This is a genomic window from Duganella sp. CY15W (assembly GCF_009857555.1).
GTDB lineage: Bacteria > Pseudomonadota > Gammaproteobacteria > Burkholderiales > Burkholderiaceae_D > Rugamonas > Rugamonas sacchari.
In genome coordinates, this window is sequence record NZ_WWCQ01000003.1 from 996,188 (window position 1) to 1,020,010 (window position 23,823).

Annotated in this window: 25 protein-coding genes and 1 tRNA gene; 16 read left to right on the forward strand and 10 right to left on the reverse strand. The window is 60.8% G+C overall.

The window, feature by feature from the left end:
• The first annotated feature begins 270 nt into the window (after nucleotides 1-270).
• The 3 genes from GTP58_RS19470 to pbpG all read left to right on the forward strand — a co-directional run bounded on the left by GTP58_RS19470 (nucleotide 271) and on the right by pbpG (nucleotide 3,081).
• On the forward strand, nucleotides 271-1,173 hold the full coding sequence (locus tag GTP58_RS19470) for a DMT family transporter (RefSeq protein WP_161078822.1): 903 nt from the start codon (nucleotides 271-273) through the stop codon (nucleotides 1,171-1,173).
• Nucleotides 1,174-1,187: 14 nt separating this feature from the next.
• A complete protein-coding gene (locus GTP58_RS19475; RefSeq protein WP_161078823.1) occupies nucleotides 1,188-1,883 on the forward strand; it encodes a nitroreductase in 696 nt (231 codons plus the stop codon).
• Nucleotides 1,884-2,013: 130 nt separating this feature from the next.
• Nucleotides 2,014-3,081 (forward strand): D-alanyl-D-alanine endopeptidase, encoded by a 1,068-nt coding sequence (gene pbpG, locus GTP58_RS19480; RefSeq protein ID WP_161078824.1) that lies wholly within the window; start codon nucleotides 2,014-2,016, stop codon nucleotides 3,079-3,081.
• On the opposite strand, the gene GTP58_RS19485 is transcribed toward pbpG, so the two are convergent.
• Nucleotides 3,063-3,842 carry an IclR family transcriptional regulator gene (locus GTP58_RS19485; RefSeq protein WP_072787630.1) on the reverse strand — a complete coding sequence of 260 codons (780 nt, stop codon included), beginning with the start codon at nucleotides 3,840-3,842 and terminating at the stop codon, nucleotides 3,063-3,065. The genes pbpG and GTP58_RS19485 overlap by 19 nt on opposite strands.
• Nucleotides 3,843-3,946: 104 nt before the next feature.
• Here GTP58_RS19485 and GTP58_RS19490 point away from each other — a divergent pair, with 104 nt between their 5' ends.
• From GTP58_RS19490 to GTP58_RS19535, 10 genes are all read left to right on the forward strand, one after another.
• Nucleotides 3,947-4,330, forward strand: coding sequence for a diacylglycerol kinase (locus tag GTP58_RS19490; protein WP_161078932.1), 384 nt, complete (start codon nucleotides 3,947-3,949; stop codon nucleotides 4,328-4,330).
• Nucleotides 4,331-4,418: 88 nt separating this feature from the next.
• Nucleotides 4,419-5,423 (forward strand): sulfate ABC transporter substrate-binding protein, encoded by a 1,005-nt coding sequence (locus GTP58_RS19495; protein ID WP_161078825.1) that lies wholly within the window; start codon nucleotides 4,419-4,421, stop codon nucleotides 5,421-5,423.
• 6 nt (nucleotides 5,424-5,429) lie between these two features.
• Nucleotides 5,430-5,984 carry an alpha/beta hydrolase gene (locus GTP58_RS19500; RefSeq protein ID WP_072787627.1) on the forward strand — a complete coding sequence of 185 codons (555 nt, stop codon included), beginning with the start codon at nucleotides 5,430-5,432 and terminating at the stop codon, nucleotides 5,982-5,984.
• 25 nt (nucleotides 5,985-6,009) lie between these two features.
• Nucleotides 6,010-6,648, forward strand: coding sequence for a peroxiredoxin (locus GTP58_RS19505; protein WP_072787624.1), 639 nt, complete (start codon nucleotides 6,010-6,012; stop codon nucleotides 6,646-6,648).
• Nucleotides 6,649-6,720: 72 nt separating this feature from the next.
• Nucleotides 6,721-7,497 (forward strand): sulfite exporter TauE/SafE family protein, encoded by a 777-nt coding sequence (locus GTP58_RS19510; RefSeq protein WP_072787622.1) that lies wholly within the window; start codon nucleotides 6,721-6,723, stop codon nucleotides 7,495-7,497.
• Between the two features lie 95 nt (nucleotides 7,498-7,592).
• Nucleotides 7,593-8,468 (forward strand): sulfate ABC transporter permease subunit CysT, encoded by an 876-nt coding sequence (gene cysT / locus GTP58_RS19515; protein ID WP_084560297.1) that lies wholly within the window; start codon nucleotides 7,593-7,595, stop codon nucleotides 8,466-8,468.
• 1 nt (nucleotide 8,469) lies between these two features.
• Nucleotides 8,470-9,360 (forward strand): sulfate ABC transporter permease subunit CysW, encoded by an 891-nt coding sequence (gene cysW / locus GTP58_RS19520; RefSeq protein ID WP_161078826.1) that lies wholly within the window; start codon nucleotides 8,470-8,472, stop codon nucleotides 9,358-9,360.
• A 4-nt stretch (nucleotides 9,361-9,364) separates the two neighbouring features.
• Nucleotides 9,365-10,435 carry a sulfate/molybdate ABC transporter ATP-binding protein gene (locus tag GTP58_RS19525; RefSeq protein WP_161078827.1) on the forward strand — a complete coding sequence of 357 codons (1,071 nt, stop codon included), beginning with the start codon at nucleotides 9,365-9,367 and terminating at the stop codon, nucleotides 10,433-10,435.
• Entirely contained in the window at nucleotides 10,432-11,364 is a 933-nt protein-coding gene (locus tag GTP58_RS19530; protein WP_072787616.1) for a CysB family HTH-type transcriptional regulator, read from the forward strand. Before GTP58_RS19525 ends, GTP58_RS19530 begins: the two co-directional genes overlap by 4 nt.
• 117 nt (nucleotides 11,365-11,481) lie before the next feature.
• The gene (locus GTP58_RS19535; protein ID WP_161078828.1) at nucleotides 11,482-13,083 is read left to right on the forward strand and encodes a methyl-accepting chemotaxis protein; all 1,602 of its coding nucleotides are present in this window, start codon (nucleotides 11,482-11,484) and stop codon (nucleotides 13,081-13,083) included.
• 79 nt (nucleotides 13,084-13,162) lie between these two features.
• Here GTP58_RS19535 and GTP58_RS19540 read toward each other — a convergent pair whose 3' ends face one another.
• The gene (locus tag GTP58_RS19540; RefSeq protein WP_161078829.1) at nucleotides 13,163-15,535 is read right to left on the reverse strand and encodes a TonB-dependent siderophore receptor; all 2,373 of its coding nucleotides are present in this window, start codon (nucleotides 15,533-15,535) and stop codon (nucleotides 13,163-13,165) included.
• A 217-nt stretch (nucleotides 15,536-15,752) separates the two neighbouring features.
• Between GTP58_RS19540 and GTP58_RS19545 the strand changes: the two genes are divergently transcribed.
• Nucleotides 15,753-16,133, forward strand: coding sequence for a VOC family protein (locus GTP58_RS19545; RefSeq protein WP_161078830.1), 381 nt, complete (start codon nucleotides 15,753-15,755; stop codon nucleotides 16,131-16,133).
• 1 nt (nucleotide 16,134) lies between these two features.
• On the forward strand, nucleotides 16,135-16,875 hold the full coding sequence (locus GTP58_RS19550) for a helix-turn-helix domain-containing protein (protein ID WP_161078831.1): 741 nt from the start codon (nucleotides 16,135-16,137) through the stop codon (nucleotides 16,873-16,875).
• 3 nt (nucleotides 16,876-16,878) lie between these two features.
• On the opposite strand, the gene GTP58_RS19555 is transcribed toward GTP58_RS19550, so the two are convergent.
• From GTP58_RS19555 to GTP58_RS19575, 5 genes are read right to left on the reverse strand one after another with little or no spacing between them, the layout of a single operon-like run.
• Nucleotides 16,879-17,928 (reverse strand): aldo/keto reductase, encoded by a 1,050-nt coding sequence (locus GTP58_RS19555; protein ID WP_161078832.1) that lies wholly within the window; start codon nucleotides 17,926-17,928, stop codon nucleotides 16,879-16,881.
• Nucleotides 17,929-17,939: 11 nt separating this feature from the next.
• Nucleotides 17,940-18,980: a quinone-dependent dihydroorotate dehydrogenase gene (locus GTP58_RS19560; protein WP_161078833.1), complete on the reverse strand. Its 1,041-nt coding sequence runs from the start codon at nucleotides 18,978-18,980 to the stop codon at nucleotides 17,940-17,942.
• A 33-nt stretch (nucleotides 18,981-19,013) separates the two neighbouring features.
• Nucleotides 19,014-19,742, reverse strand: a complete 729-nt coding sequence (locus tag GTP58_RS19565; protein ID WP_161078834.1) for an arginyltransferase — start codon at nucleotides 19,740-19,742, stop codon at nucleotides 19,014-19,016.
• Between the two features lie 40 nt (nucleotides 19,743-19,782).
• On the reverse strand, nucleotides 19,783-20,511 hold the full coding sequence (gene aat / locus GTP58_RS19570; protein ID WP_161078835.1) for a leucyl/phenylalanyl-tRNA--protein transferase: 729 nt from the start codon (nucleotides 20,509-20,511) through the stop codon (nucleotides 19,783-19,785).
• Nucleotides 20,512-20,520: 9 nt separating this feature from the next.
• Nucleotides 20,521-21,108, reverse strand: coding sequence for an NUDIX hydrolase (locus GTP58_RS19575; protein ID WP_161078836.1), 588 nt, complete (start codon nucleotides 21,106-21,108; stop codon nucleotides 20,521-20,523).
• Nucleotides 21,109-21,269: 161 nt separating this feature from the next.
• On the opposite strand from GTP58_RS19575, the gene GTP58_RS19580 reads away from it, so the two are divergent.
• Nucleotides 21,270-21,346, forward strand: a tRNA-Met gene (locus tag GTP58_RS19580).
• Nucleotides 21,347-21,368: 22 nt separating this feature from the next.
• Here the strand turns inward: GTP58_RS19580 and GTP58_RS19585 are convergent.
• The 3 genes from GTP58_RS19585 to GTP58_RS19595 are packed head-to-tail and all read right to left on the reverse strand — an operon-like array spanning nucleotide 21,369 to nucleotide 23,758.
• Complete coding sequence (locus GTP58_RS19585) at nucleotides 21,369-21,836, reverse strand: DUF29 domain-containing protein (protein ID WP_161078837.1); 468 nt, start codon at nucleotides 21,834-21,836, stop codon at nucleotides 21,369-21,371.
• A 46-nt stretch (nucleotides 21,837-21,882) separates the two neighbouring features.
• Nucleotides 21,883-22,917 carry a MerR family transcriptional regulator gene (locus tag GTP58_RS19590; protein WP_161078838.1) on the reverse strand — a complete coding sequence of 345 codons (1,035 nt, stop codon included), beginning with the start codon at nucleotides 22,915-22,917 and terminating at the stop codon, nucleotides 21,883-21,885.
• Nucleotides 22,918-22,927: 10 nt separating this feature from the next.
• Nucleotides 22,928-23,758 carry a class I SAM-dependent methyltransferase gene (locus GTP58_RS19595; RefSeq protein ID WP_161078839.1) on the reverse strand — a complete coding sequence of 277 codons (831 nt, stop codon included), beginning with the start codon at nucleotides 23,756-23,758 and terminating at the stop codon, nucleotides 22,928-22,930.
• Nucleotides 23,759-23,823: the final 65 nt, after the last annotated feature.

Sequence of the window (23,823 nt, forward strand, 5' to 3'; positions counted from 1 at the left end):
CCAAACTACGTTTCAGACCGAACAACGAATTGTGCATCGCAACAAACCCGATTTTACGGCCTTCAGAAATTAAGTCAAGCGATTTTTTGTGCATTGCATCAAAGCACCATTTATTCAGCTGCCAGAAATATTTCAAGGTAGAACTATTGCCAAAAAGTGAGCAAACTAGCGGGCTGCCCATGGGAAACGACGTGCCGTGTTAGACTCAAACCCTCCTGAGTCAGCGTAGAAAGTCAGCGCTGATCGCCTTTTAGATCACAAGCCGCATTCATGCCCGATACGCCTCACACCGTGCCAACCGCCCGGCACGCCAGCTTTTTGTCGCCGTTACCGTTGTTTTTTGTGTTGTTGTGGAGCAGCGGCTTCATCGTGGCGAAGTTCGGTCTGCCTTATGCGCCGCCGCTGACGTTCCTGCTGTTGCGCTTTCTGGGCGTGCTGGTCTTCCTGGTTCCTGCTGTACTGCTGCTGAAAGCGCCTTGGCCGCGTGGCAAGATTGGCCATATCGCATTTGCCGGGCTACTGGTGCAAGCCGGTTATCTGATCGGTGTCTGGTGCGCGATCAAACAGGGCATGCCGGCTGGATTGTCGGCGCTGATCGTTGGCATGCAGCCGATTCTGACGGCGTTTGCCGCGCCATTGATTGGTGAAAAGGTACGTCCCCGCCAGTGGCTGGGCCTGTTGTTTGGCCTAGGCGGCGTGGCGTTGGTAGTTGCTGCCAAGATTCAATTGCTTGGTTTGTCGGCCGCTGCCATTTTGTTGTGCGTGGGTGCACTGCTTTCCATCACGGCCGGCACGCTGTACCAGAAACACCATTGCCCGCAATTCGACCTGCGCGTCGGTACCGTTATACAGTTCACTGCATCATTGCTGTTGGTGTTGCCGCTGGCCATGATTTTTGAAGGGCTAGGCCCGGATTTTGCTGCGGTGCATTGGACGCCGCGCTTTATTGGTGCGTTGCTGTGGTCGGTACTGGGCTTGTCGATAGGCGCCATTTTCCTGCTGTTTGCATTGATACGCCGGAATGACGCCACGCAAGTCAGCAGCCTGATGTATCTGACGCCGCCGACCACCGCCATCATGGCTTGGCTGATGTTTGGCGAGGCTTTTAATGTCCTCGGCATTGCTGGTATGGTGCTGGCTGTGGCCGGCGTGATTTTCGTAGTCAAAAAATAAAGAAGCGAGACAGCATGATTTCCACTCCTCAACAGCAGGCCGTTGACGATGCAATTACCTCCCGCCGCTCCCTGCGCGCGTTTTTGCCGACGCCGGTCGCGCACGAAGACATTGTGCAGATTTTGCAAGTTGCCGGCCGCGCGCCGTCCGGTACCAACACCCAGCCATGGAAAGTGTATGTGCTGCAAGGTGAGCGCAAGCAGCAGTTGTCTTCGGCCATTCTGGCCGCACATAACAATCCAGAACTGGCGAAACAGCACACGGAAGAATATGCCTACTATCCGCAGGAGTGGGTCTCGCCGTATATCGACCGGCGCCGCAAGGTCGGCTGGGATTTATACGCACTGCTGGGGCTGACGCGCGACAACAAAGCCGGCATGGCTTCCCAACATGGCCGCAATTATGAATTTTTCGGTGCTCCGGTAGGTCTGATCTTTACCATCGACCGCATCATGGAGCAGGGCTCCTGGCTGGACTATGGCATGTTTTTGCAGAACATCATGGTAGCGGCGCGTGCGCGCGGGCTGGACACGTGCCCGCAAGCCGCGTTCACGCAATATCACCGCATTATCAGCGATCAACTGGGGTTGCCGGACAAGGAAACCGTGGTGTGCGGCATGGCGCTTGGCGTTGCAGATATGACCAAGGTTGAAAATTCTTTGATCACGGAACGTATGCGCGTCGAAGAATTTGTTAAATTTGTTGATTAGAACTAGCTTGTTTTTTCCTATATTGCGGCGCTACAACCATTGGGGCCGTGAAGGTTAAATTTGCTTGCGCTCGCTCAGTGTTTTGCTACACTGCAACCGTGATTGCTTGAATTCTTTTTTGGGGATACGAATGGTTAAACTCGCATTAAGCGCGCTCATCTCGCTGATGTTTGCATCTGCTGCCATCGCTGCACCGGCAACGGACGCCAGCGGCGCCGCGCCCAAAAAAACGCATGTGAAAAAGAAACGCCAGGCGGTACGCATCGCTGCGGCTGACGCCGGCGACCGCGTGGTCAAGCGCGTGATCAAGGTCAACGGCAAGCGCAAGGTGGTGTACCAGCGCGTGATCGCTGCCGCGCCGCCGGTGCCGACCATGGGCGATCTGGCGGGCCTGAGCAGCACCCACGATCCGCTGGACCTGAAATCCAACGTGGCGCTGGTGCTGGACCAGGCCAATTCGGAAGTGCTGTTTGAAAAGAATTCCAACATCGCCTTGCCGATCGCTTCGATCACCAAGATGATGACCGGCCTGATCGTGGTGGAAGCCCGGCAGGACATGGACGAAATTCTCACTGTCACCGATGAGGACGTGGACCGTGAGAAGTTCAGCAGCTCGCGCCTGAAAGTCGGCACCCAGATGACGCGCGCCAATATGCTGCACATCGCGCTGATGAGCTCGGAAAACCGTGCGGCCTCGGCACTGGGCCGCAACTATCCGGGTGGCCGCGCGGCCTTTGTGGACGCCATGAATGCCAAAGCCCGCGAGCTGGGCATGACGGACACCCACTATGTCGATTCCAATGGCCTGTCGAAAATGAATGTGGCCAGCGCGCGCGATCTGGCCAAGCTGGCGATGGCGGCGTATCAGCAGCCGATGCTGCGCCAGTTCTCCACCGACCCGAAAGCCATCGTGGAAACCAGCAATGGCCGTCCGATGGCGTTTGGCACCACCAACCATCTCGTGGCCAGCCCGGACTGGGCCATCGGTTTGCAGAAAACCGGCTTCATCAACGAAGCCGGGCGCTGCCTGATGATGCAGGCGGTGATTGAAGGCCGCTCGGTGATCATGGTGTTCCTGGATTCCAAGGGCAAGCAATCGCGTACGGCCGATGCCGGCCGCATGCGCAAATGGCTGGAAGCGCTGCGCCCGGCCAGCCTGGGCGGCAGCACCAGCCCAACTTACTCGGCAGGCATGTAACCCAGCGTGGCGGAGATCTGGCGTGCGGTAATGACCAGATCTTCCATCCATTCTTCCTGCAGACGGTCGGCCGGCGCCGAGATCGACAGCCCGGCAATCAGCTTGCCGCTGTCGTCGTAGATGCCGGCGGCCATGCAGCGCACCCCCAGCTCCAGCTCCTCATTGTCGCGCGAGTAGCCGCGCGACTTCACCAGGCTGAGTTCACGCTCCAGCTTGCCCAGATCCGTAATCGAATTCTTGTTGTGGCCCGCCAGGCCGGTACGGGTGGCGTAGGCGCGGATGGCTTTCGGCTCATCGGCCGACAGGAACAGCTTGCCGGTAGAGGTCAGGTGCAGCGGCGCCCTTCCGCCAATCGCGCGCACCACCTGCATGCCCGAACGTTCCGAGAACGCGCGGTCGATGTAGACGATTTCGTCGCCTTGGCGTACCGACAGGTTGATGGTCTGCTGGGTTTTTTTGTGCAGTGCACGCATAAAGTCCAGCGCGGCCTCGCGCACGGACAGGCGGCTCTTGACCACATTGCCCAATTCCAGCAGGCGCATGCCGAGCCGGTAGGTGCCCGGTTCAACGCGGTCGACAAAGCGGGTGACCACCATGTCATTCAAAATTCGATGGGCGGTAGATGGGTGTAGCCCCGAAACCTTGGACAATTCCTTGAGGCTCACAGGATCTGGATACTTGGCCAAAGCATCGAGCAGCGCCACCATGCGCTCGATCACCTGGATGGTGGTCTTTTGCTCGGGAACGGGTTCGATTTTCATGATGTGGTTTGTGCGATGCGGTAATCGATACCAAACTTTATACCATAATGTGGAAAAAAACGAAAATGCTGCATAATTGCGGCATTCTTATTTTTTTCTACATCATGGATCCAGTCAGCGAGTTCAAAAGCAAGAGCGGCCTCAAACGGATTTATCAGGCATTTTGGTATTCGCTTGACGGCTTCCGTTCGGCCTGGCGGCATGAACACGCGTTCCGCCAGGAGGTCAGCGTATTTGTGGTGGGCGCCATCATTGCGCTGGTCCTGCGGATTTCAGCGTTTGAAAAGCTGGTGCTGATCGGCGTGCTGCTGCTGATCCTGATCGTGGAACTCATTAATTCCTCGATTGAAGCGGTGGTGGACCGGGTGTCGCTGGAACGCCACCCTTTGTCCAAAAACGCCAAGGATTTCGGTAGCGCAGCCGTGTTGCTGACCTGCTTGCTGGCGATCGCCACCTGGGTGGTGGTGCTGTACAACCGCTTCTTATAATTTTCTTGTATATAGAATCAATTAAATCTTAGTTCTCATTTATAAGGGACAGCAGTAATCTGGAGACCTTCACTACTAGGGGAATCCAATGCTGTCCAAGAAAATCATTGCTGCTGCTGTTCTCGCTGTCTCCGCTGTTGCACCTGCTTTGGCTGCGGAGATTTCGCTGCTGAACGTCTCCTATGATCCAACCCGCGAGCTGTACCAGGACGTCAACACGGCATTCGCCAAAGAGTGGAAAGCCAAGACGGGCGATACCGTCAAGATCAAACAATCGCACGGCGGTTCGGGCAAGCAGGGCCGCGCAGTCATCGATGGCCTGGAAGCGGACGTCGTCTCGCTGGCGCTGGCTTATGACATCGACGCCATTGCCGAACACAAGCTGCTGTCGCCGGACTGGCAGAAGAAGCTGCCGCACAACAGCACGCCCTACACCTCGACCATCGTATTCCTGGTCCGCAAGGGCAATCCTAAAGGCATCAAGGACTGGAACGATCTGGTGAAGCCAGGCGTGTCGGTGATTACCCCGAATCCTAAAACTTCCGGCGGCGCCCGCTGGAACCACCTGGCCGCCTACGGCTATGCGCTGCGTCAGCCAGGCGGCAGCGAAGCCTCGGCAAAAGACTTCCTGAGCAAGCTGTACAAAAACGTGCCAGTGCTGGATTCCGGCGCCCGCGGCGCGACCACCACCTTTGTTGAGCGTGGCATTGGTGACGTGCTGATCGCCTGGGAAAATGAAGCGCTGCTGGCGATCAAGGAACTGGGTCCGACCAAGTTTGACATCGTCGCCCCGTCGGTCTCGATCCTGGCCGAACCGCCAGTGGCCGTGGTGGACAAGGTGGTCGACAAGCGCGGCACCCGTAAAGTGTCGGAAGCCTATCTGAACTTCCTGTACACCGATGAAGCGCAGGACATCATCGCCAAGAATTACTACCGTCCAGCCACGGAAAAAGCGTCGAAGAAATACGCCGCGCAATTCCCGAACGTAAAACTGTTCACGCTGGCACAAGTGGCGGGCGACTGGACCAAGGCGCAGAAGACCCACTTCGCTGACGGTGGCCTGTTCGACCAGATCTATCAGCCTAACAAGTAATCCATCATGGCCAGCGTGTTTGCCGAGTTTCGCGTGCTGATTGCGCCCGGTCTGCATAACAGCGGACCGGACCACTGGCAAAGCCGCTGGCAGCGCCTGTTCCCCGCGTTCGAGCGGGTGCAGCAGGATGATTGGGAAGTGCCCGATCTGGCGCGCTGGTCGGCACGTGTCGATGCACTGCGCCAGCGCGATACGCGGCCCACGCTGATCGTCGGCCACAGCTTTGGCGCACTGGCGACGGTGCACAGTCTGGCGCGCGATCCGGTTGGCGTCGCGGGCGTGCTGCTGGTAGCGCCGGCCGATCCCGATAAATTCAACGTCGCAGCGCAGCTGCCGCAGCAGGCTCTGCCCGTGCCTTCCATCATGGTGGGCAGTACCAATGATCCGTGGATGGCGGCGCCGCGCGCGGCGCAGTGGGCACGGCGCTGGGATAGCCGCTTCATCAATGGCGGACCGCTGGGCCATATCAATGCGGAGTCCGGCCTCGGCGATTGGCCTGAAGGTCTGGAAACCTTGTACTTTTTAGCAGAGCAAGCGCACAATGGTGTCTTGTCCGCTTGACCCTTTCCCATTGGAGAAAATAACTATGACTATTCGCCTGGGCGATACCGCGCCTGACTTTGAACAAGATTCCTCGATTGGCAAACTGAAGTTCCATGAATGGGCGGGCAATTCGTGGGTGGTGCTGTTCTCGCACCCGGCAGACTTCACGCCAGTCTGCACCACCGAACTGGGCCTGACCGCCAAGCTGAAACCGGAATTCGACAAGCGCAATGTGAAAGCGATCGCGCTGTCGGTCGATCCGGCCGAGTCGCACACTGCGTGGATCAAGGATATCGAAGAGACCCAGAACACCGTGGTTGGCTTCCCGATCATCGCAGATGCTGACCGCAAAGTCGCGACGCTGTACGACATGATTCACCCGGAAGCATCGGCCACCGCCACTGTGCGTACGCTGTTTGTGATCGACCCGAACAAGAAGGTTCGCCTGAGCATCACCTACCCAATGAGCACCGGCCGTAACTTTGACGAAGTGCTGCGCGTGATCGATGCGCTGCAACTGACCGATGGCTACACGGTTGCCACCCCGGGCAACTGGAAGGACGGCGATGACGTCATCATCCCGCTGACCGTGCAAGATCCGGAAGTATTGAAACAGAAGTATCCAAAAGGCTTTAGCGCACCACGTCCTTACCTGCGCGTTACCCCGCAGCCAAACAAATAAGCTTATAAGTTTTCCGTTGTTTGGATATATCCTCGAAGTAGGTACCCTGCGGGCCTACTTTGGGGAAATTCTATGGATGTGCACTTTGTTGCATCGGGATTTGCAGTTGGCCTGCTGGTCGGCATGACCGGCGTTGGCGGCGGTTCGCTGATGACCCCGCTGCTAACTTTGCTGTTTGGCGTAACGCCGGCGGTTGCTGTCGGCACCGATCTCGCTTTCGCCTCGCTGACCAAGGGTGTCGGCACCTTCACCCACAAAATGCGCGGCACGGTCCACTGGGACATCGTGCGCCGTCTCTGCATCGGCGCGCTGCCCGCAGCACTGCTGGCCTCCGTCGCCCTCAAACACTTTGGCACACTGAACAAGGAAATGGGGCAGATCATCCGCTACATGATCGCCACCTCCGTGTTATTGACCGTCATTGCCCTGTTGTTTAAACGCACAATGCTGGCCTGGATTACCGCCCATCCGGAGCGTCAGTTGCAGGGCGCTGCCTTGCGCAATGCCACCATCTTGAGCGGCGCCGTGCTCGGCATCCTGGTGACGATTTCCTCGATCGGCGCGGGCGCGATTGGCGCTACGCTGCTGGTAATGCTGTATCCGCGCCTGTCGGCCGCCGAAGTGGCCGGTACCGACATCGCCTACGCCGTACCGCTGACAGCGATTGCCGCTGTCGGTCACTGGTGGCTGGGCTCGATCAACTGGACGCTGCTGCTGACCTTGCTGATCGGTTCCTTGCCCGGCATTACGCTAGGCTCCTATGCCGCGCGTGCGGTGCCGGAAGGGCTGCTGCGCGGCTTGCTGGCGGTGACCCTGGTGGCCGTGGCCGCCAAGCTCGTATATAGCTGAATGATCTAATCAAATGACTATTGCTTCGTTTGTATTATGAAGCATAGGTGAGAATATGCAGCCCTTATAGAAGGTTTTGTAATAAGGGAGCAACCATGTCTGCAGTTCTCGCAGTGCCCGCCGCCACGCCGCCCGTGGCCAAGCGAGGCGCCCCGTTCCGCGTCATGCCGGGTTTCCGGCTATCGCTGGGATTCACAATTTTTTACCTGACGCTGATCGTCCTGATCCCGCTGTCGGCCATCTTCCTGAAGAGCGCCACCATGAGCTGGGAGGCATTCTGGAACACGGTCACTTCGGCGCGCGTGATTGCTTCCTATAAACTGACGTTCGGCGCTTCGCTGATCGGCGCCTTCATCAACGTGATTTTTGGCGGCATCGTAGCGTGGGTGCTGGTGCGCTATGAGTTCCCTGGCAAACGGATTGTGGATGCGCTGGTGGACCTGCCATTCGCGCTGCCGACCGCTGTGGCCGGCATCACGCTGACCGCGCTGTATTCCGCCAACGGCTGGCTGGGCCGCTATATCGAAGGCGTGGCCGGCATCAAGGTTGCGTTCACGCCGCTGGGTGTGGTGATTGCACTGACCTTCATCGGCCTGCCGTTCGTGGTGCGTACCGTGCAACCGGTGCTGGAAGATGCCGAGCGCGAACTGGAAGAGGCCGCCGCGAGCCTGGGCGCCAATGCCTGGCAGACCTTTAGCCGCGTGGTGTTCCCGACCATCCTGCCGTCGCTGATGACCGGCTTTGCGCTGGCCTTTGCGCGCGCCACCGGCGAATACGGTTCGGTAATTTTCATTGCCGGCAATATGCCGATGGTGTCCGAGATTACGCCGCTGTTCATCATCACCAAACTGGAGCAGTACGACTACGCGGGCGCGACCGCGATTGCGGTGGTGATGCTGGTGGTGTCGTTCCTGCTGCTGTTGACCATCAATCTGTTGCAAGCCTGGGCTCGCGGAAAGTCGGGGAAATAAAATGAGTGGAGCACCAACTACACCCGTGCGGCGCGGCGAGCTGCCGTCGGCGCCGGAGATTCTGGAACCACGCTGGGTGCGCGGCATCCTGATTACCATTGCCCTGCTGTTCCTGACGCTCTTCTTGTTTGTGCCGCTGGTGGCGGTATTTTTCGAAGCGCTGAAAAAAGGCTGGGAAGCCTACGTCACCGCCATCATTGAAGACGATGCCATCTCGGCCATCAAGCTGACGCTGATTACCGCAGCGATTGCCGTGCCGCTCAACCTGGTGTTTGGCGTGGCGGCCTCGTGGGCTATTGCCAAGTTTGAATTCCGTGGCAAGAGCATCCTCCTGACCCTGATCGACCTGCCGTTCTCGGTGTCGCCGGTGATCTCGGGCCTGATCTATGTGCTGCTGTTTGGCGCGCAAGGCTGGTTCGGTCCGTGGCTGCAGGAGCATGACATCAAGATTCTGTTTGCGGTACCGGGCATCGTGCTGGCCACCATCTTCGTCACGTTCCCGTTTGTGGCGCGCGAGCTGATCCCGCTGATGCAGGCGCAGGGCAGCGAAGAAGAAGAGGCCGCCATTGTGCTGGGCGCGTCGGGCTGGGACACCTTCCGCCGCGTCACGCTGCCCAACATCAAATGGGGCCTGCTGTACGGCGTGATCCTGTGTAACGCCCGCGCCATGGGCGAGTTTGGCGCGGTGTCGGTGGTGTCCGGCCACATCCGTGGCGAGACCAACACCATGCCGCTGCAAGTAGAGATTCTGTACAACGAATACAACTTTGCCGCCGCCTTTGCCGTGGCGTCCCTGCTGGCGCTGCTGGCCCTGGTGACGCTGGTTGTGAAATCCTTTATCGCCTGGCGCCTGAACGAATCCATCGCCGACGACGTGCGCACTTCGGAGTAATACCATGACGATTGCAGTTAAAAACATCAACAAACGTTTCGGCGATTTCGTCGCCCTCAATAACGTGTCGCTGGACTTCCCGCAAGGCGAGCTGACCGCGTTGCTCGGCCCGTCCGGCTGCGGCAAGACCACGCTGCTGCGCTGTATCGCGGGCCTCGAGCATCCAGATTCGGGCCAGGTGCTGCTGGATGGCGAGGATGCGTCCCGACGCCATGTGCGCGAGCGCCAGGTCGGCTTCGTGTTCCAGCACTATGCGCTGTTCAAGCACATGACCGTGTTTGAAAACGTCGCGTTCGGCCTGCGCGTGAAACCGCGCGGCGAGCGCCCATCGGAAGACCAGATCCGCCGCAAAGTGAAAGAGCTGCTGGAGCTGGTGCAGCTGGACTGGCTGGCGGACCGCTATCCGCCGCAGCTGTCGGGCGGCCAGCGTCAGCGGATTGCACTGGCGCGTGCACTGGCGGTGGAACCGCGCGTGCTGCTGCTGGACGAACCGTTCGGCGCGCTGGACGCCAAGGTGCGCAAGGAACTGCGCCGCTGGCTGCGCCGCCTGCACGACGAGCTGCACGTGACCTCCATCTTTGTCACCCACGACCAGGAAGAAGCGCTGGAAGTGGCCGACCAGGTGGTGCTCATGAACAAAGGCAATGTCGAGCAGATCGGCGCACCGGACGAGGTCTACAACCACCCGGCCTCGCCGTTTGTCTACGGCTTCCTGGGCAACGTCAATATGTTCCATGGTCGCGTGCAGGATGGCGTGCTGGCCAGCGGCGACGCCAGCTTCACCGTGCCAGGCGAACCGGGCGCGGCAGGCAAGGGCATCGCCTATGTGCGTCCGCACGAGCTGGAGGTAGACCGCTACACGCCGGGCGCGGAGGGCATCGTGGTCAAGCTGCGCCGCGCGCATGCGATCGGTCCGCTGGCCCAGCTGGACCTGGAACGCGGCGACAACGCCGAACTGATCGAAGCAGTTATCCCTAATGAGCGCTTCAGCACGCTCGGCCTCAAGGAAGGCGAGACGCTGGTAGTGCGACCAAAACGTCTGCGCGTGTTCGTGGATGGAGGAGCCTCTCAATGAATTTTCAACAGCTGCGGTCCATCCGCGAAGCCGCCCGCCGTGGCTACAACCTGACGGAAGTGGCGAATGCCCTGTTCACTTCGCAGCCTGGCGTGTCGCGCCAGATCCGCGAACTGGAAGACGAACTGGGTGTCGTGATTTTCGAACGTAATGGCAAGCGCCTGACCGGCATGACCGAGCCAGGCAAAGGCATCCTGAAGATCATCGACCGCCTGCTGATCGAGGCCGAGAACCTGCAGCAGGCCAGCCTGGAATACACGGGCCAGCAAAGCGGTACGCTGAGCGTGGCTGCCACGCACACGCAGGCGCGCTATGCGCTGCCGAAAGTGGTGCAGAGCTTCCGCAGCGCGTATCCCGATGTGCGTATCGCCTTGCAGCAGAGCGCGCCGGAACATATCGCTGAATGGATCTTGTCGGGCAAGACTGACATCGGCATCGCCACCGAAGGCCTGTCGCAGTTCCCGGACCTGGTGTCTTTCCCTTGCTACCGCTGGAGCCATCTGATTGTGGTGCCGGACGGCCATCCGCTGCTGAGCCGGTCGCCGATCAAGCTGGAAGACCTGGCCGAGTTCCCGCTGATTACCTATGACGTCGGCTTTACGGGGCGCGGCCACATTGACGCGGCGTTCGAACAGGCCGGCGTCAAGCCGGACATCGTGCTGACCGCGATGGATTCGGACGTCATCAAGCAGTATGTCTCGCTGGGCCTGGGCGTGGGCATTGTCGCCTCGATGGCGTTTGACCATGGCCGCGACAAGGGCATGCGCGCGGTGGAAGCGTCGCATCTGTTCGCGCAGAACACCACGCGCCTGGCCGTGCGCAAAGGCGCTTATCTGCGTGCCTACGCCTACCACTTCATCCAGCAATTTGCGCCGGACCTGAGCCGCGCCGACATCGACGCCGCCCTCAACGGCGGGGAACTCTCGTAATTGCCTGCCGCCGCCACCTGAGTGTGGCGGCGGCAGAACAGTTCTCAAATTTTCCCAAATTTCCGTAATGGAATGACCCTATACTGATTCCCTGCATCCAACTCCGGGAGCACTGAAATGGGTATCGGTAATTGGAAAATCGGCTACCGCCTGGCGGCCGGTCTGGGCGTTGCCATCATCTTCATGGTCGGCATTTCTGTTGTCGGAATAGGCAATCTTGGCAAGTTGAATAACAACACCAAGGATCTCGCCACCGATAAAGTACCCAAGGTCATCCTCGCTTACGAAACGATAGGCGGGCTCAACGACATTGCCCGTGCGATGCGCAACGCCATGCTGTCCACCGATCCGGCGGTGGTCAAGGCGGAGCTGGAGCGCGTGGACAAACGCAAGGTGGAAAACGCCGAACGGCTCGACAAGCTGGGCAAGCTGATCGCCGACGATAACGACCCGCAAAGCAAGGCCAAGCTGCAAGCCGTGCTGGAGGCGCGCGAAAAATATCTGGTCGTGCAAAACGCCTTCATCAAAATGTCGCCCGACGAAAGCAAGCGCGACGAATCCGTAAAATATCTGCTGACCACTGTGCGCAAGGAGCAGACCGCGTACCTGAATGCCTTGACCGACATGGTCAAGTTCCAGACTGCGGCCATCGAGGAAACGAGTAGCGTTGCCGAGCAGGCTTATTCCAACTCGCGCATGACGATGGTCTTGCTGACCGTGGCGGCAGCGGCGCTGGCCGCGTGGGTGCTGTACTGGATCACGCGCAGCATCACGCAGCCGCTGAACCGGGCGGTCGATATGGCGCAGGCGGTGGCGGGCGGCGACCTCACCATGCGCGTGGAGTGCAACACCACGGATGAAACCGGCCAGCTGCTGCGCGCGCTCATCGACATGAATGACAGCCTGGCGCGCACGGTGGGCCAGGTGCGCTCGGGGACGGACACGATCGCCACGGCGTCGAACCAGATCGCTACCGGCAATCTGGACTTGTCGTCGCGTACCGAGCAGCAGGCGTCCAGCCTGGAAGAGACGGCGTCGTCGATGGAGGAACTGACTTCCACCGTGTCGCAGAACGCAGAGAATGCGCGGCAGGCAACCAAGCTGGTGGTGGCCGCCAGCGACTACGCTACCAAAGGCGGGCAAGTGGTGGGCGAAGTGGTCAGCACCATGGGCGCGATCAAGGAAAGCTCCAACAAGATTGTCGATATCATCAGCGTGATTGACAGCATTGCGTTCCAGACCAATATCCTGGCGCTCAATGCGGCGGTGGAAGCAGCGCGTGCGGGCGAGCAGGGGCGGGGCTTTGCCGTGGTGGCGTCGGAGGTGCGGACGCTGGCGCAGCGTTCGGCCTCGGCCGCCAAGGAAATCAAGGAGCTGATCGGGCGTTCCGTGGAGACAGTGAATACCGGCGCAGCATTGGTCGATCAGGCCGGGACAACGATGCAGAGCATCGTGCAATCGGTGCAGCAGGTCGCGGAAATCATGAACCAGATCAGCGCGGCCAGCAGCGAGCAGAGCACCGGCATTGAGCAGGTCAATCAGGCGATTGTGTCGATTGACGACGTGACCCAGCAGAACGCGGCGCTGGTGGAAGAAGCGGCCGCCGCGGCGCAAAGCATGCGCGACCAGGCGGACTTGCTGGCACAGGCGGTGAGTGTATTCAAGCTGGCGGGCAACCCGCCGCCAGCAAGAACACTGCGCCAGCTGACGGCTGCGTAAGCGCCAGCCTTAAGCCCGGCACGTCAGGGTCTGACCCCGTACGGGGTCAGACCCTTGCATACCGCTGTGCGGGGTACGCTTACCAGCTATAAGCTGCCTTGGCGTAGTAGTAGCGGCCGTTGAAACCGTTCGGCGCAAAGCCGCTGTACGGATTGATGCCGTTGTTGTTGAGGTTGCCCGCCGACGTGACCTGGTCCGGATAACGGTTGGTCACGTTGTCGATGCCGGCACTCAGGCGCCAGTTCTTGCCCAGCTTGACGCTACCCGACAGGTCCAGCACCCATTGAGGATCGTAAGTCTGGTCCAGCGCCACGCTATTCTGCGGCACCGTGAAGCTGCCGTAGCGCGTCACCACAGCACGCGCGCCCCAGATGTTCTGGGTCCAGTCGGTCGCCAGGCTGAACTTGTCCTTGGGCGAACCGACGGTGATGCGGTTGATGGTCTGGCGGTCGATCAGCGTCAGGCCGTTGGCGGTCAGGATCGCCGGGTTGGCGTTCACATGCTCCAGCGCCGTCTTGTTGTGGTTGTAAGCGGCGGTGAAGTCGAAACGGCCCACCTTGCTGCTCTCCCAGCGATAGGTACTCAGGATATCGACGCCGGTGGTGCGCGTGTCGATGGCGTTGGTGAAGTAGCGGCCTGCGCCCACCAGCAGTCCTTGCTTGGCCAGCGTATCCTTGAGCGTCTGGCTCAGCGTCATATTCGCCGACAGCGCGACACGGTCATCGATATTGATGCGGTAGGCGTCAATCGTGGTGGTCCAGTTGCGGGTCGGCTGCAATTGCAGGCCAAGGCTGTAGTTGCGGGCTTTCTCTGCTTTCAGCGGCGTCGCGCCCAGTGCCGAGGCGGCCGCGCTGCCCACCGCAAAGGTGCCGGTTTCAATCGGCGTATTCACGCCGTTCACGACCGAGAAGTTGGTGGTGGTGATGGTGTAGAACTGCTGCGCCAGCGATGGTGCGCGGAAGCCGGACGAAGCCGTACCACGCAGCGATACCGCATCGTTGAACGCGTAGCGCGCCGACCCCTTGGCCGAGGTGGTGCTGCCGAAGTCGCTGTAGCGCTCGTGGCGCAGCGCGGCCGAGGCTGAGAACTGCTTGGTGACTTCCGCTTCCAGGTTGGCGTAGATCGACTGGTTGTGGCGGCTGTTGGTGCCGGCGTTGATTGGACGGAAGCCGGAGAAGCCCTGCGCACCGCTGCCCGAGTAGGACGCCAGATCGCCCGCGCCAATCTCGTATTTCTCGTGACGGTACTCGGCGCCCAGCGCCACCGTCAGCGGGCCGGTGAAGGCTTCCACCGCGTATTCCTTGGCGACATCCACATTCAGCAGCGACTGCGTGTTCTTCAGCTTGCCGGCGTAGAAGTGGGTCGGGCTGCTGCCAGCCAGGTCGAGATTGACGGTGTTGTCCAGGTCCAGCTTGAATTCGTTGCTGCCGTAGTTGGCACTCACGTCCCAACGCCAGCCAGAGGCTTCGCCGCGCAGGCCGGTGACCAGCGAGGTGTCGGTGGACCGGCTGTTTTCGAGTGGCAGGAAGCCTTCCGGATAGATCGTTGAGCGGCCGAAGGTGCGCCAGGTGGCGGCGGCCGACGTGTCGCGCTGGCCGTAGTTGGCGAAGGCGTACCAGTCGATATTGTCGTTCACGCGGTACTGGCCGTTGAGGAACAGCACGCGCGGCTTGGTGTCCGGATCGCCGAAGCGCTGGTTGACCTTGCCGTAGCGCGGGTCGGCCGGATTGCGGAAATCGGCGCCAGCGCGGTTGGTCGGGTCACGGTCGGCAGCGTCGATGGCGATACGCACCCAGCCGTCATCACCGAGATTGAAGCCGGTCGAGCCGCGCACCGACACTTGCTTGCCGTCGCGCTTCTGGTATTCGCCAAAGCCGATTTCCGCATCGCCGCCCGCCGCGCCTTTTTTTAGGATGATGTTGATGACGCCGGCAATCGCGTCCGAGCCGTATTGCGCTGCTGCGCCATCGCGCAGCACTTCGATGTGGTCGATGGCCGACAGTGGAATTGCATTCAGGTCGACCGGCGCCGAGCCGCGGCCCTGCGTGCCGTTGACGTTGACCACGGCCGAAGCATGGCGGCGCTTGCCATTGACCAGTACCAGCACCTGGTCCGGCGACAGGCCGCGCAGCTGCGCAGGGCGTACGGCATCGCTGGCATCGGCGCCGGAGGGGCGCGGGAAGTTCAGCGACGGCAGCACGCGGCCCAGCACGGTCGCGAGCTCGGTCGAACCGCTGGCTTGCAGTTCGCGCGCGCCAATGATGTCCACCGGCGATTCGGAATCCACGGTGCGGCGGTTTTTGGCATAGGTGCCGGTCACCACGATGGATTGCAGCTCGCCATCCGACACGCTTTGCTGCGCCCACGCGGGGACGCTTGCCATCATCAAACCGCCCAACAACAGGGCGCGCGGCAGGGGAGCAAGGACGGTCAGCGGTGAGCGGGTAGGCATGGTAGCAATCTCGTAGTGATGTAATGTCGGGATGTTATATGCGGGCAACGCATTTGCCCACGAATCGTTATTACTTAGGATATGTGAATTCTGAATATTGTTGTTACAAGGTGTCGCTATTGTGGCACGTATGGGTAAAATTTTGTCGCCGTAGCGGCAGCGCGCCACCGTGGGCGCGGCTATAGTGGAACGGTCGTTCAACCCACGGAGGATCGCCATGTCAGCCACACTGCGCCACTTTGCCATCAATGCCGACGATGTCGGCCGTGCCAGGACGTTTTATGAAAGCGTGTTCGGCTGGCGCTTCGACCCATGGGGGCCGCCCGGCTTTTACCAGATCAAGAATGCCGGACAGGGTTTGCTGGGCGCACTGCAGGAACGCCGCGAACTGGTGCCCGGCGTGCGCGTCGCCGCCTACGAAACCAGCATGGGCGTGGACGACCTGCGCGCCACCATGGCGGCGGTGGAGGCCGGCGGCGGACGCATCGTCATGCAGCCCTACCGGATTGAAGGCGTGGGGGAGCTGATTTACTTTGAGGACACCGAAGGCAATCTGGTGGGCGCCATGCAGTACGACCCGGCCTTCCAGTTTCCCTGAGATGGATGGCGACGGCTACGATGTGCGCTCGCTGGCGCTGGGCTTCCGTGCCGGCGCCGTCATAGAAGAGCACAGCCACGCATGGGGACAACTGGTGTTTGCGGCGTCGGGTGTGATGCGGGTGTGCACCGCCAGCATGGCGTGGCTGACGCCGCCCACACGGGCCATCTGGGTACCAGCACGGTTGCAGCATCGCATCGAGATGGAAAGCGCGGTGGCGGTGCGTACGCTGTACATCGGTGCGCAACGCGCGGCGCCGTTGCCGCAGATGCCGGTGGTGCTGGCGGTGACGCCGCTGTTGCGCGAACTGATCCTGCACATCCTCGGCATTGGCATGCTGGCCCCGCACGAGCCCGCTCAGGCGCGGCTGGCTGGCGTGCTGATTGATTTGCTGCTGTCGGCCGGCCATGAGGACCTGGCGTTGCCGCTGCCTGGTGATCCGCGCGCGTTGAAACTGGCGCAGCACTGGCTGCGGCAGCCGGATGATGAGCGTGGCATCGCCGCACTGGCGGGCGAAGTTGGCGCCAGCCTGCGTACCATGCAGCGCCTGTTCCCGCAGCAGACCGGCATGACGCTGCAGGCCTGGCGCCAGAAGGCACGCCTGCTGCACGCGGTGTCGCGCCTGGCCGGCGGCGCCAGCGTGACCGACGCGGCGCTAGCCTGCGGCTACCATAGCCTGGCGGCGTTTGGCACGGCATTTCAGCGCCAGTTTGGCGTCAGCCCCAGCCGCTACATCGCATGAGCCTTACTGGCCCGGGTTGGTGATGCGTGCGTGAATGGCGTCGCAGGCCTGGATCACTTCTTTCGGCAGCTGCACTTCGAACGCGTCGATGTTCTGCTTGAGCTGGTCGAGGTTGGTGGCGCCGATGATGGTCGAGGCCACGAACCAGCGCGAGTAGCACCAGCCGAGGGCCAGCTGCGTTGGCGTCAGGCCGTTGGCGCGCGCCAGCTTGGTGTAGCAGGCCACCGCTTCCAGCACACCCGAACGCAGGTAGCGCGGGCTCCAGTTGGGCGGGAAGATGGTCAGGCGGCCATGGGCCTTGGGATTGTCGTGGTACTTGCCGGTCAGCTGGCCGAATGCCAGCGGGCTGTACGCCAGCAGGCTGACGTTTTCGCGGTAGCAGGTTTCGTCCAGCAGGCTGGTTTCGTAGTGGCGCGCGGTCAGGTTGTACAGGTTTTGAATCGAGGCGATGCGCGGCAGGCCTTGCAGCTCGGCCTGCTTGATGAATTCGTTGACGCCCCAACAGGTTTCGTTGGAGACGCCAATCGCGCCGATCTTGCCTTCCTTGACCAACTGGCCCAGCGCGGCCAGCGTGTCTTCGATGGCCACGCACTCGCGGTCATGCTGGGGATTGAAGCTGTTGTTGCCGAAGATGGGCGCGTTACGGCTGGGCCAGTGCAATTGGTATAAATCGATATGCTCGATTTGCAGGCGTTGCAGGCTGGCTTCCACCGCCGCTTTCAAATTGGCGGCGTCGAAGTTGCGCGCGCGGCCGCCGCGTATCCAGCTGACGTTGGCGTTGGGACCGGCTGCCTTGGTGGCGATCACCACCTTGTCGCGCAGGCCGCTCTTTTTCAGCCAGCTGCCGATGTAGCGCTCGGTTGAACCTTGCGTTTCAGCGCGCGGCATCACTGGGTACATTTCCGCCGTGTCGATGAAGTTGATGCCGCGCTCGATAGCGTAATCGAGCTGGCTGTGTGCTTCCGCCTCGGTGTTCTGCTCGCCCCAGGTCATCGTGCCTAGGCAGATCTTGCTGACGTTCAGATGGCTGTTACCCAGTTGTACCGTTTGCATATGCTTTCCTTTTAGTGGCCGCGAAGCGCGTCAGCGCAGTCCTTGATCAGCGCAGGTCCAGCGTAGATCAGTCCGCTGTACAGCTGCACCAGCTGGGCGCCGCACTCCATTTTGACCTTGGCGTCCGCACCTTGCATGATACCGCCGACACCGATGATGGGCAGCGCATCGCCCAGCTCGGCCTTGAGCAGGTGGATCACGGTGTTGGAGAACTGGAACACCGGCGCGCCCGACAGGCCGCCCGCCTCAGCGCCGTGCAGCATGCCAGTCACTGCATCGCGGTTCAGCGTGGTGTTGGTGGCGATGACACCGTCGATCTTGTGGCGGATCAGCGCATCAGCGATGTTCTTGACCTGGTCGCCGTCCATGTCCGGTGCAATCTTCAATGCCAGCGGCACGTAGCGCTGGTGCTGATCGGCCAGGCGCAGCTGGGCGTCTTTCAAGGTGCTCAGCAGACCGTCCAGTTCGGAACCGCCTTGTAGCTGGCGCAGGTTCTTGGTGTTGGGCGAGGAGATGTTGACGGTGACATAGCTGGCGTAAGGGTAGACCTTTTCCAGGCAGTGCAGGTAGTCGTCGGTGGCGCGTTCAATCGGCGTATCGGCATTCTTGCCGATGTTCAGGCCCAGCACGCCAGCCTTGTCCTGGTAGAAGCGCGAGGACTGCACATTGGCCACAAACGCATCGACGCCGCCATTGTTGAAGCCCATGCGGTTGATGATGGCGTGCGCTTCCGGCAGGCGGAACATGCGCGGCTTGGGATTGCCCGGTTGCGCGCGCGGCGTCACCGTGCCCACTTCGATCGAGCCAAAGCCCAGGTCGGCCAGCGCATCAATATAAGCGCCATCCTTGTCGAGGCCGGCAGCGAGGCCGACCGGGTTTTTAAACGTGATACCCATGACGGTGCGCGGATCGGCCTTGGGCTGGGCGACCAGCTTGGTCAGACCCAATGCGGCGGCGCGTTTCAGTGCAGGCAGGGTGAAGTGGTGGGCGGCTTCGGCGTCCATCGAGAACAGCATGGGACGGGCCAGGGAATACAGGAATTTGTTGGACATGGGGCGCTCTGGTTGGTGATCGCCCGTATTTTATCAGGCGTCCAGCACGCTCCACACGCCCTTGATGCGGGCTTCCAGCGGCTTGAAGTTGGTTTTATAGGACATTTTCGGGCTTTCCTTGATCCAGTAGCCCAGGTAGACATAGGGCAGCTTGAGTTCGCACGCCTGCTCGATTTGCCACAGCACGTTGTAGGTGCCATAGGAAGCGCCTTCCACGTCCGGATCAAAGAAGGTGTAGACCGAGGACAGGCCATCCGACAGCACGTCGATGATGCTGACCATGCGCAGCGTGCCGCCCGGCTCGCGGAACTCCACCAGCCGCGTGTTGACGCGGCTTTGCAGCAGGAATTGCGCGTACTGGTCGCGGCTGTCCTGGTCCATGCCGCCGCCGGCGTGACGGCGGCTCTGGTAGCGCAGGTAGAGCTCGTAATGCTCGTCCGAGAAGGATAGCGTGGCCACGCCCGCCGTCAGGTCGCCATGCTTCATGCGGGCGCGGCGCTGGGTGCGGTTGGACTTGAACTGGTCCGCCACCACGCGCACCGGGATGCAAGCCTGGCAACCATCGCAATATGGCCGATAAGTAAAGATGCCGCTGCGGCGGAAGCCGTTCTTGACCAGCTCCGAGTAGACGTCCGCATTAATCAGGTGCGAAGGCGTAGCCACCTGCGAGCGGGCCTGACGGGCGTCGAGGTAGCTGCAAGGGTAGGGCGCCGTTGTGTAAAACTGCAGCGTCGCGAAAGGCAGGTCGTTCAGGTGCGTCATGCACGTCCTATCGGGCGAGTGGTTGAGTCTTTACGCTAGCTTAACTGGCTGGCGCGAGTGGTGCAATTGGTTCCCATGCCGTGATCTGAGGCAATTCAATACTGTTGCGCAGATGCGCCAGGAATTGGGCGCGCGGAATGGGCGCCGCACCCAGCGAGGCCAGATGGCCGGTCTCCTGTTGGCAATCGATCATGCTTACCCCATTGTCACGCAGGAAGCGCACCAGATAGTACAAGGCGATCTTGGAGGCGTCCGTAACGCGCGCAAACATCGACTCGCCATAGAACATGCGGCCGATGCAGACGCCGTACGCGCCGCCCACCAGCGCGCCATCCAGCCAGACTTCGGCCGAATGCGCGTAACCCATGCGGTGCAGGCCGGTGTAGCCGGCAATGATGTCTTCCGAGATCCAGGTGCCGGGGCCATCGCGGCGCGGCGCGGCGCAGTTGCGCATGACTTGTTCGAACGCGCTGTCGAAACGCACTTGCCAGCGGCCGCCTTCGTTGCGGCTGCGTTCTACTTTACGCAAGGTTTTCCTGAGCGAGTCGGTGACGTGGAAGTTTGCCGTCATGAGCACCATGCGCGGATCGGTGCTCCACCACAGGATGGGCTGGCCTTCCGAGAACCACGGGAAGATGCCGTGCTGGTAGGCCATGAGCAAGCGCTGCGGCGACAGGTCGGCGCCGGCGGCCAGCAGGCCGGGCGCCTCGGTCGTCAAGGCGGTGGAGACATCCGGAAACGGGGTGTCGGTATCGAGCCACGGAATCATCTTAATGCGTCACGCCGGTTCGATGTCAGAGCGCATATTGCGGTTGATGTCCTGCGTGTGGAAGCCATAGCTGCCGCCTTCGCGGATTTTTACGCGGTCGGCAAAGAACAGTTCCAGCGTGGTGCGGATGGTGGGGAAGGCCAGCTCGTCCCAGGGAATCTCTGTTTCCGTGAACAGCTGGACTTCCAGGCTTTCCTCGCCAGGCGCGAAGTCGAGGTCGATGAGTTCAGCCAGGTAGAACATATGGACCTGGTGCACGTGCGCGACGTTGAGCAATGTAAACAGCTTGCCAAGCTTGATATTCGCGCCAGCTTCTTCCTGGGTTTCGCGGATCGCCGCCTGGCTGGTGGTTTCATTGTTTTCCATGAAGCCGGCCGGCAGCGTCCAGTAGCCGTAGCGCGGTTCGATGGCGCGCTTGCACAGCAGCACTTGCAGCTCGCCGCCGCGCTCCCACACGGGAATCGAGCCCAGTACCATCTTGGGATTCTGGTAATGGATGGTGGCGCAGCTGGCGTTGGTGCACACGTAGCGGGGACGGTTATCGCCCGCCGGAATCGACAGGCTGACAGGGGAAGCGCATTCGGAACAGAATTTCATAAACTCATTGGACAGGTCGGTTTTATGCTTACTTTACACCGATTGCCGTGCGCGCGGCAGGATAGCCGTCCCGCCAGCTCGGCATTTATTCGATCTATCATGCTTCTTTCGGAGATTGATATTGCCTAAACGCGCGAACTGCCCTATAATAACGGCACAGACGCGGGGTGGAGCAGTCTGGCAGCTCGTCGGGCTCATAACCCGAAGGTCACAGGTTCAAATCCTGTCCCCGCAACCAAATTCTAAAGCCGTTGATACCGTTAAGGTTCAACGGCTTTTTCGTTTTCGCCCGGGAAAAATTCTTCGTCGAGGATTTGCTCGACGGTGTAGGGATTTTCTGCCGGGAAGGCGGACGGGGATTTGCGTGTGTCGCGTGCGGCAAGGCGTACGGCCTTGGCATAATTGTACGTGACATATTCATCGAGTTGCGGCCGCAAACTGGGCATTTGCCTGAGCACCCCCAGAATTTCTTCCCGATGATTATCGATTGTGTTGGCCCAGCTGCGTGAGCGCCGCTCTGGCTGGAATTGGTACTTCAGCAGGTGCGCCATCAAGCCGCGCAGCCGGCTGGCGACTTCGTTCTTGTCTTTTCGCACTTGGTACCCCAGCTCGGAAATGATGTTTTCCAGATCCAGCTGATCGAATTGTCCGGCGCGCAGCAAGGCGATCTGGGTTTCGGTCCAGATCAGCGCATCGGTTTCGTAAAGGATGTTGAGGTGATCGTCCATGGGGCACCATCGTAGAACGGCAAGCGGACTTTCACTTTATGCGCGATCAAGCGGCGCTGCAAGCAGCCACGGCCTGGCGGATGTAGGCGATGATGGCTGGCGTGACCCAAGTCCCTCTCAGCAGCTCGGGCTCGTTGTCATGTGCATGGCGTATCCTGGCCTGCACGTGCTCACTGTCGCCCGCGCGGGCCCGGAACAGCACCATCCATTCCTGCGCCAGGGCCTGTGACGACGGATGCTCTGGCGGCACACCTTGCTGCATGTGCTGATGCAGGCGCATGAACAGCTTGAGCCATTCATTGACCTGCTTGCGGCTGTTGGCGCGCAGGTGGCGCATCTCTTCTTCGTTGAGGTATTTCGCATACAGCGCCATCTTGTGGGCGTTGAAGGCCTCGCCGATATATTCCTTGATCTCCACCGGTACCACCGTGCGGCGCCCTGCCAGTTCCTCACTTTCCAGCATGGCCGACATGCGCCACGCGAATTCAGGATTGGCGCCGGTATCATGTTCAAGTGACTCCATCCAGCGCTGGGATAGCCGTCGCGCTTCCTCGCTGTCGGCCGTGACGCCGCGCGCCCTCATGGCTTGCGCTTCTCCGACCATCGCGCGCCAGCGGGCGTTGCGGCGTGCCTCCTGCTGCCAGAACGGCAGTCGGCGCAGTTCTTCCGGCGTGAAGTACTGCTCGTACAGTTTCATCTGCTCCAGCGCGTCCAGCCAGTCTTCCAGCGCGGGATCATCGTCGCCCGCCATTTGCTGTTGCAGGCGCGCGAGATGGCCACGCAGCGCGCTGGCCTGTTCGATCTGCTTGTCCAGCGCGTCGATCTGCTGGGTGACGATGTCGGCAAATGGCGCGTCTTCGCTATCGAGGAAGGTGGCGATGTCCGCCAGCGACATGCCGAATTTGCGCAGCGCCTGTATGCGGTGCAGGCGCGCGACATCAGTGCGGTTGTACAGGCGGTAGCCGGAATCGGCGCGCGCAGATGGCGTTAGCAGGCCGATGCTGTCGTAATGGTGCAGGGCGCGCACGGTGAGGCCGGTGCGCGAAGCCAGTTCGCCGATTTTCAGTACATTCTTTTCCATGCCGGGTAGTTTAAACCGTGGCACGCAGCAGGCGGAAAATGCCGCTCAGGCGCGTGCCGTAGCGCGTGCCGAGCGCCTGCGCGTCGAAGTCGTCGATATGCCGGAAGCCCTGCTGGCGCAGCACGTGTTCCAGCAGCGGCGGCTCGAAACTGCTTTGCAGATGTTCACCTTGCGCGGCCAGCGATGCGGCGATGAAGTCCAGGCCTGTGCATTCCTGTTCGCTCAGGTGCTTGCGGTGGACGCAGTAGTCGAACACGATGCTGCTGCCCGGCGCGCAATCGGCGATCTCGCGCAAGGTCCGCATGACTTCATCCGGTTTGAGGTACATGCTCACCCCCAGCCATGAGCAGCAGGCCGGCTGCGCGGCATCGAAGCCAGCTTGCAGCAGGTCTTCCATGAGCGCAGTGGTGGTGAAGTCGGTAGCGACATAGCTTACGTGCTCAGGTTCCGCGATGCCGGCGGCGCGCAGGCAATCGCGTTTCCATTGCAGCATGGCGTGCAGGTCGACTTCGTAAATGCGTGCTGCCGCTGCGTTACTGCGGTAGGCATAGGTATCCAGGCCGGCGCCGAGGATCACGTATTGCTGGACGCCGCGCTGCTGTGCATCGTCCCAGCTGTCTTCGGCAAGGCGGGCGCGGACGGCCATGGTGGCGCGCATGGCGGCGGCCAGGGGATGCTGCTGGCGCTGGCCGTCTGCGCGCAATTCAGCTTCGCGTTCGCTGCCAAGTATGCGCAGGGCCAGTGGATCGGGCAGGATCAGCGGTTCGTCGTACAGCTGATGTGCGGCACGCGCAGTGGCGGTGACCCAGGCGCTGGGCTTCGGTGGGGATGGAAATGCCATATTGCTCTCCTCGTTGGTAGTAGGGAGAGCGTAGAGCCTGACGTAACGTCAGGCTCAAGCAAAAT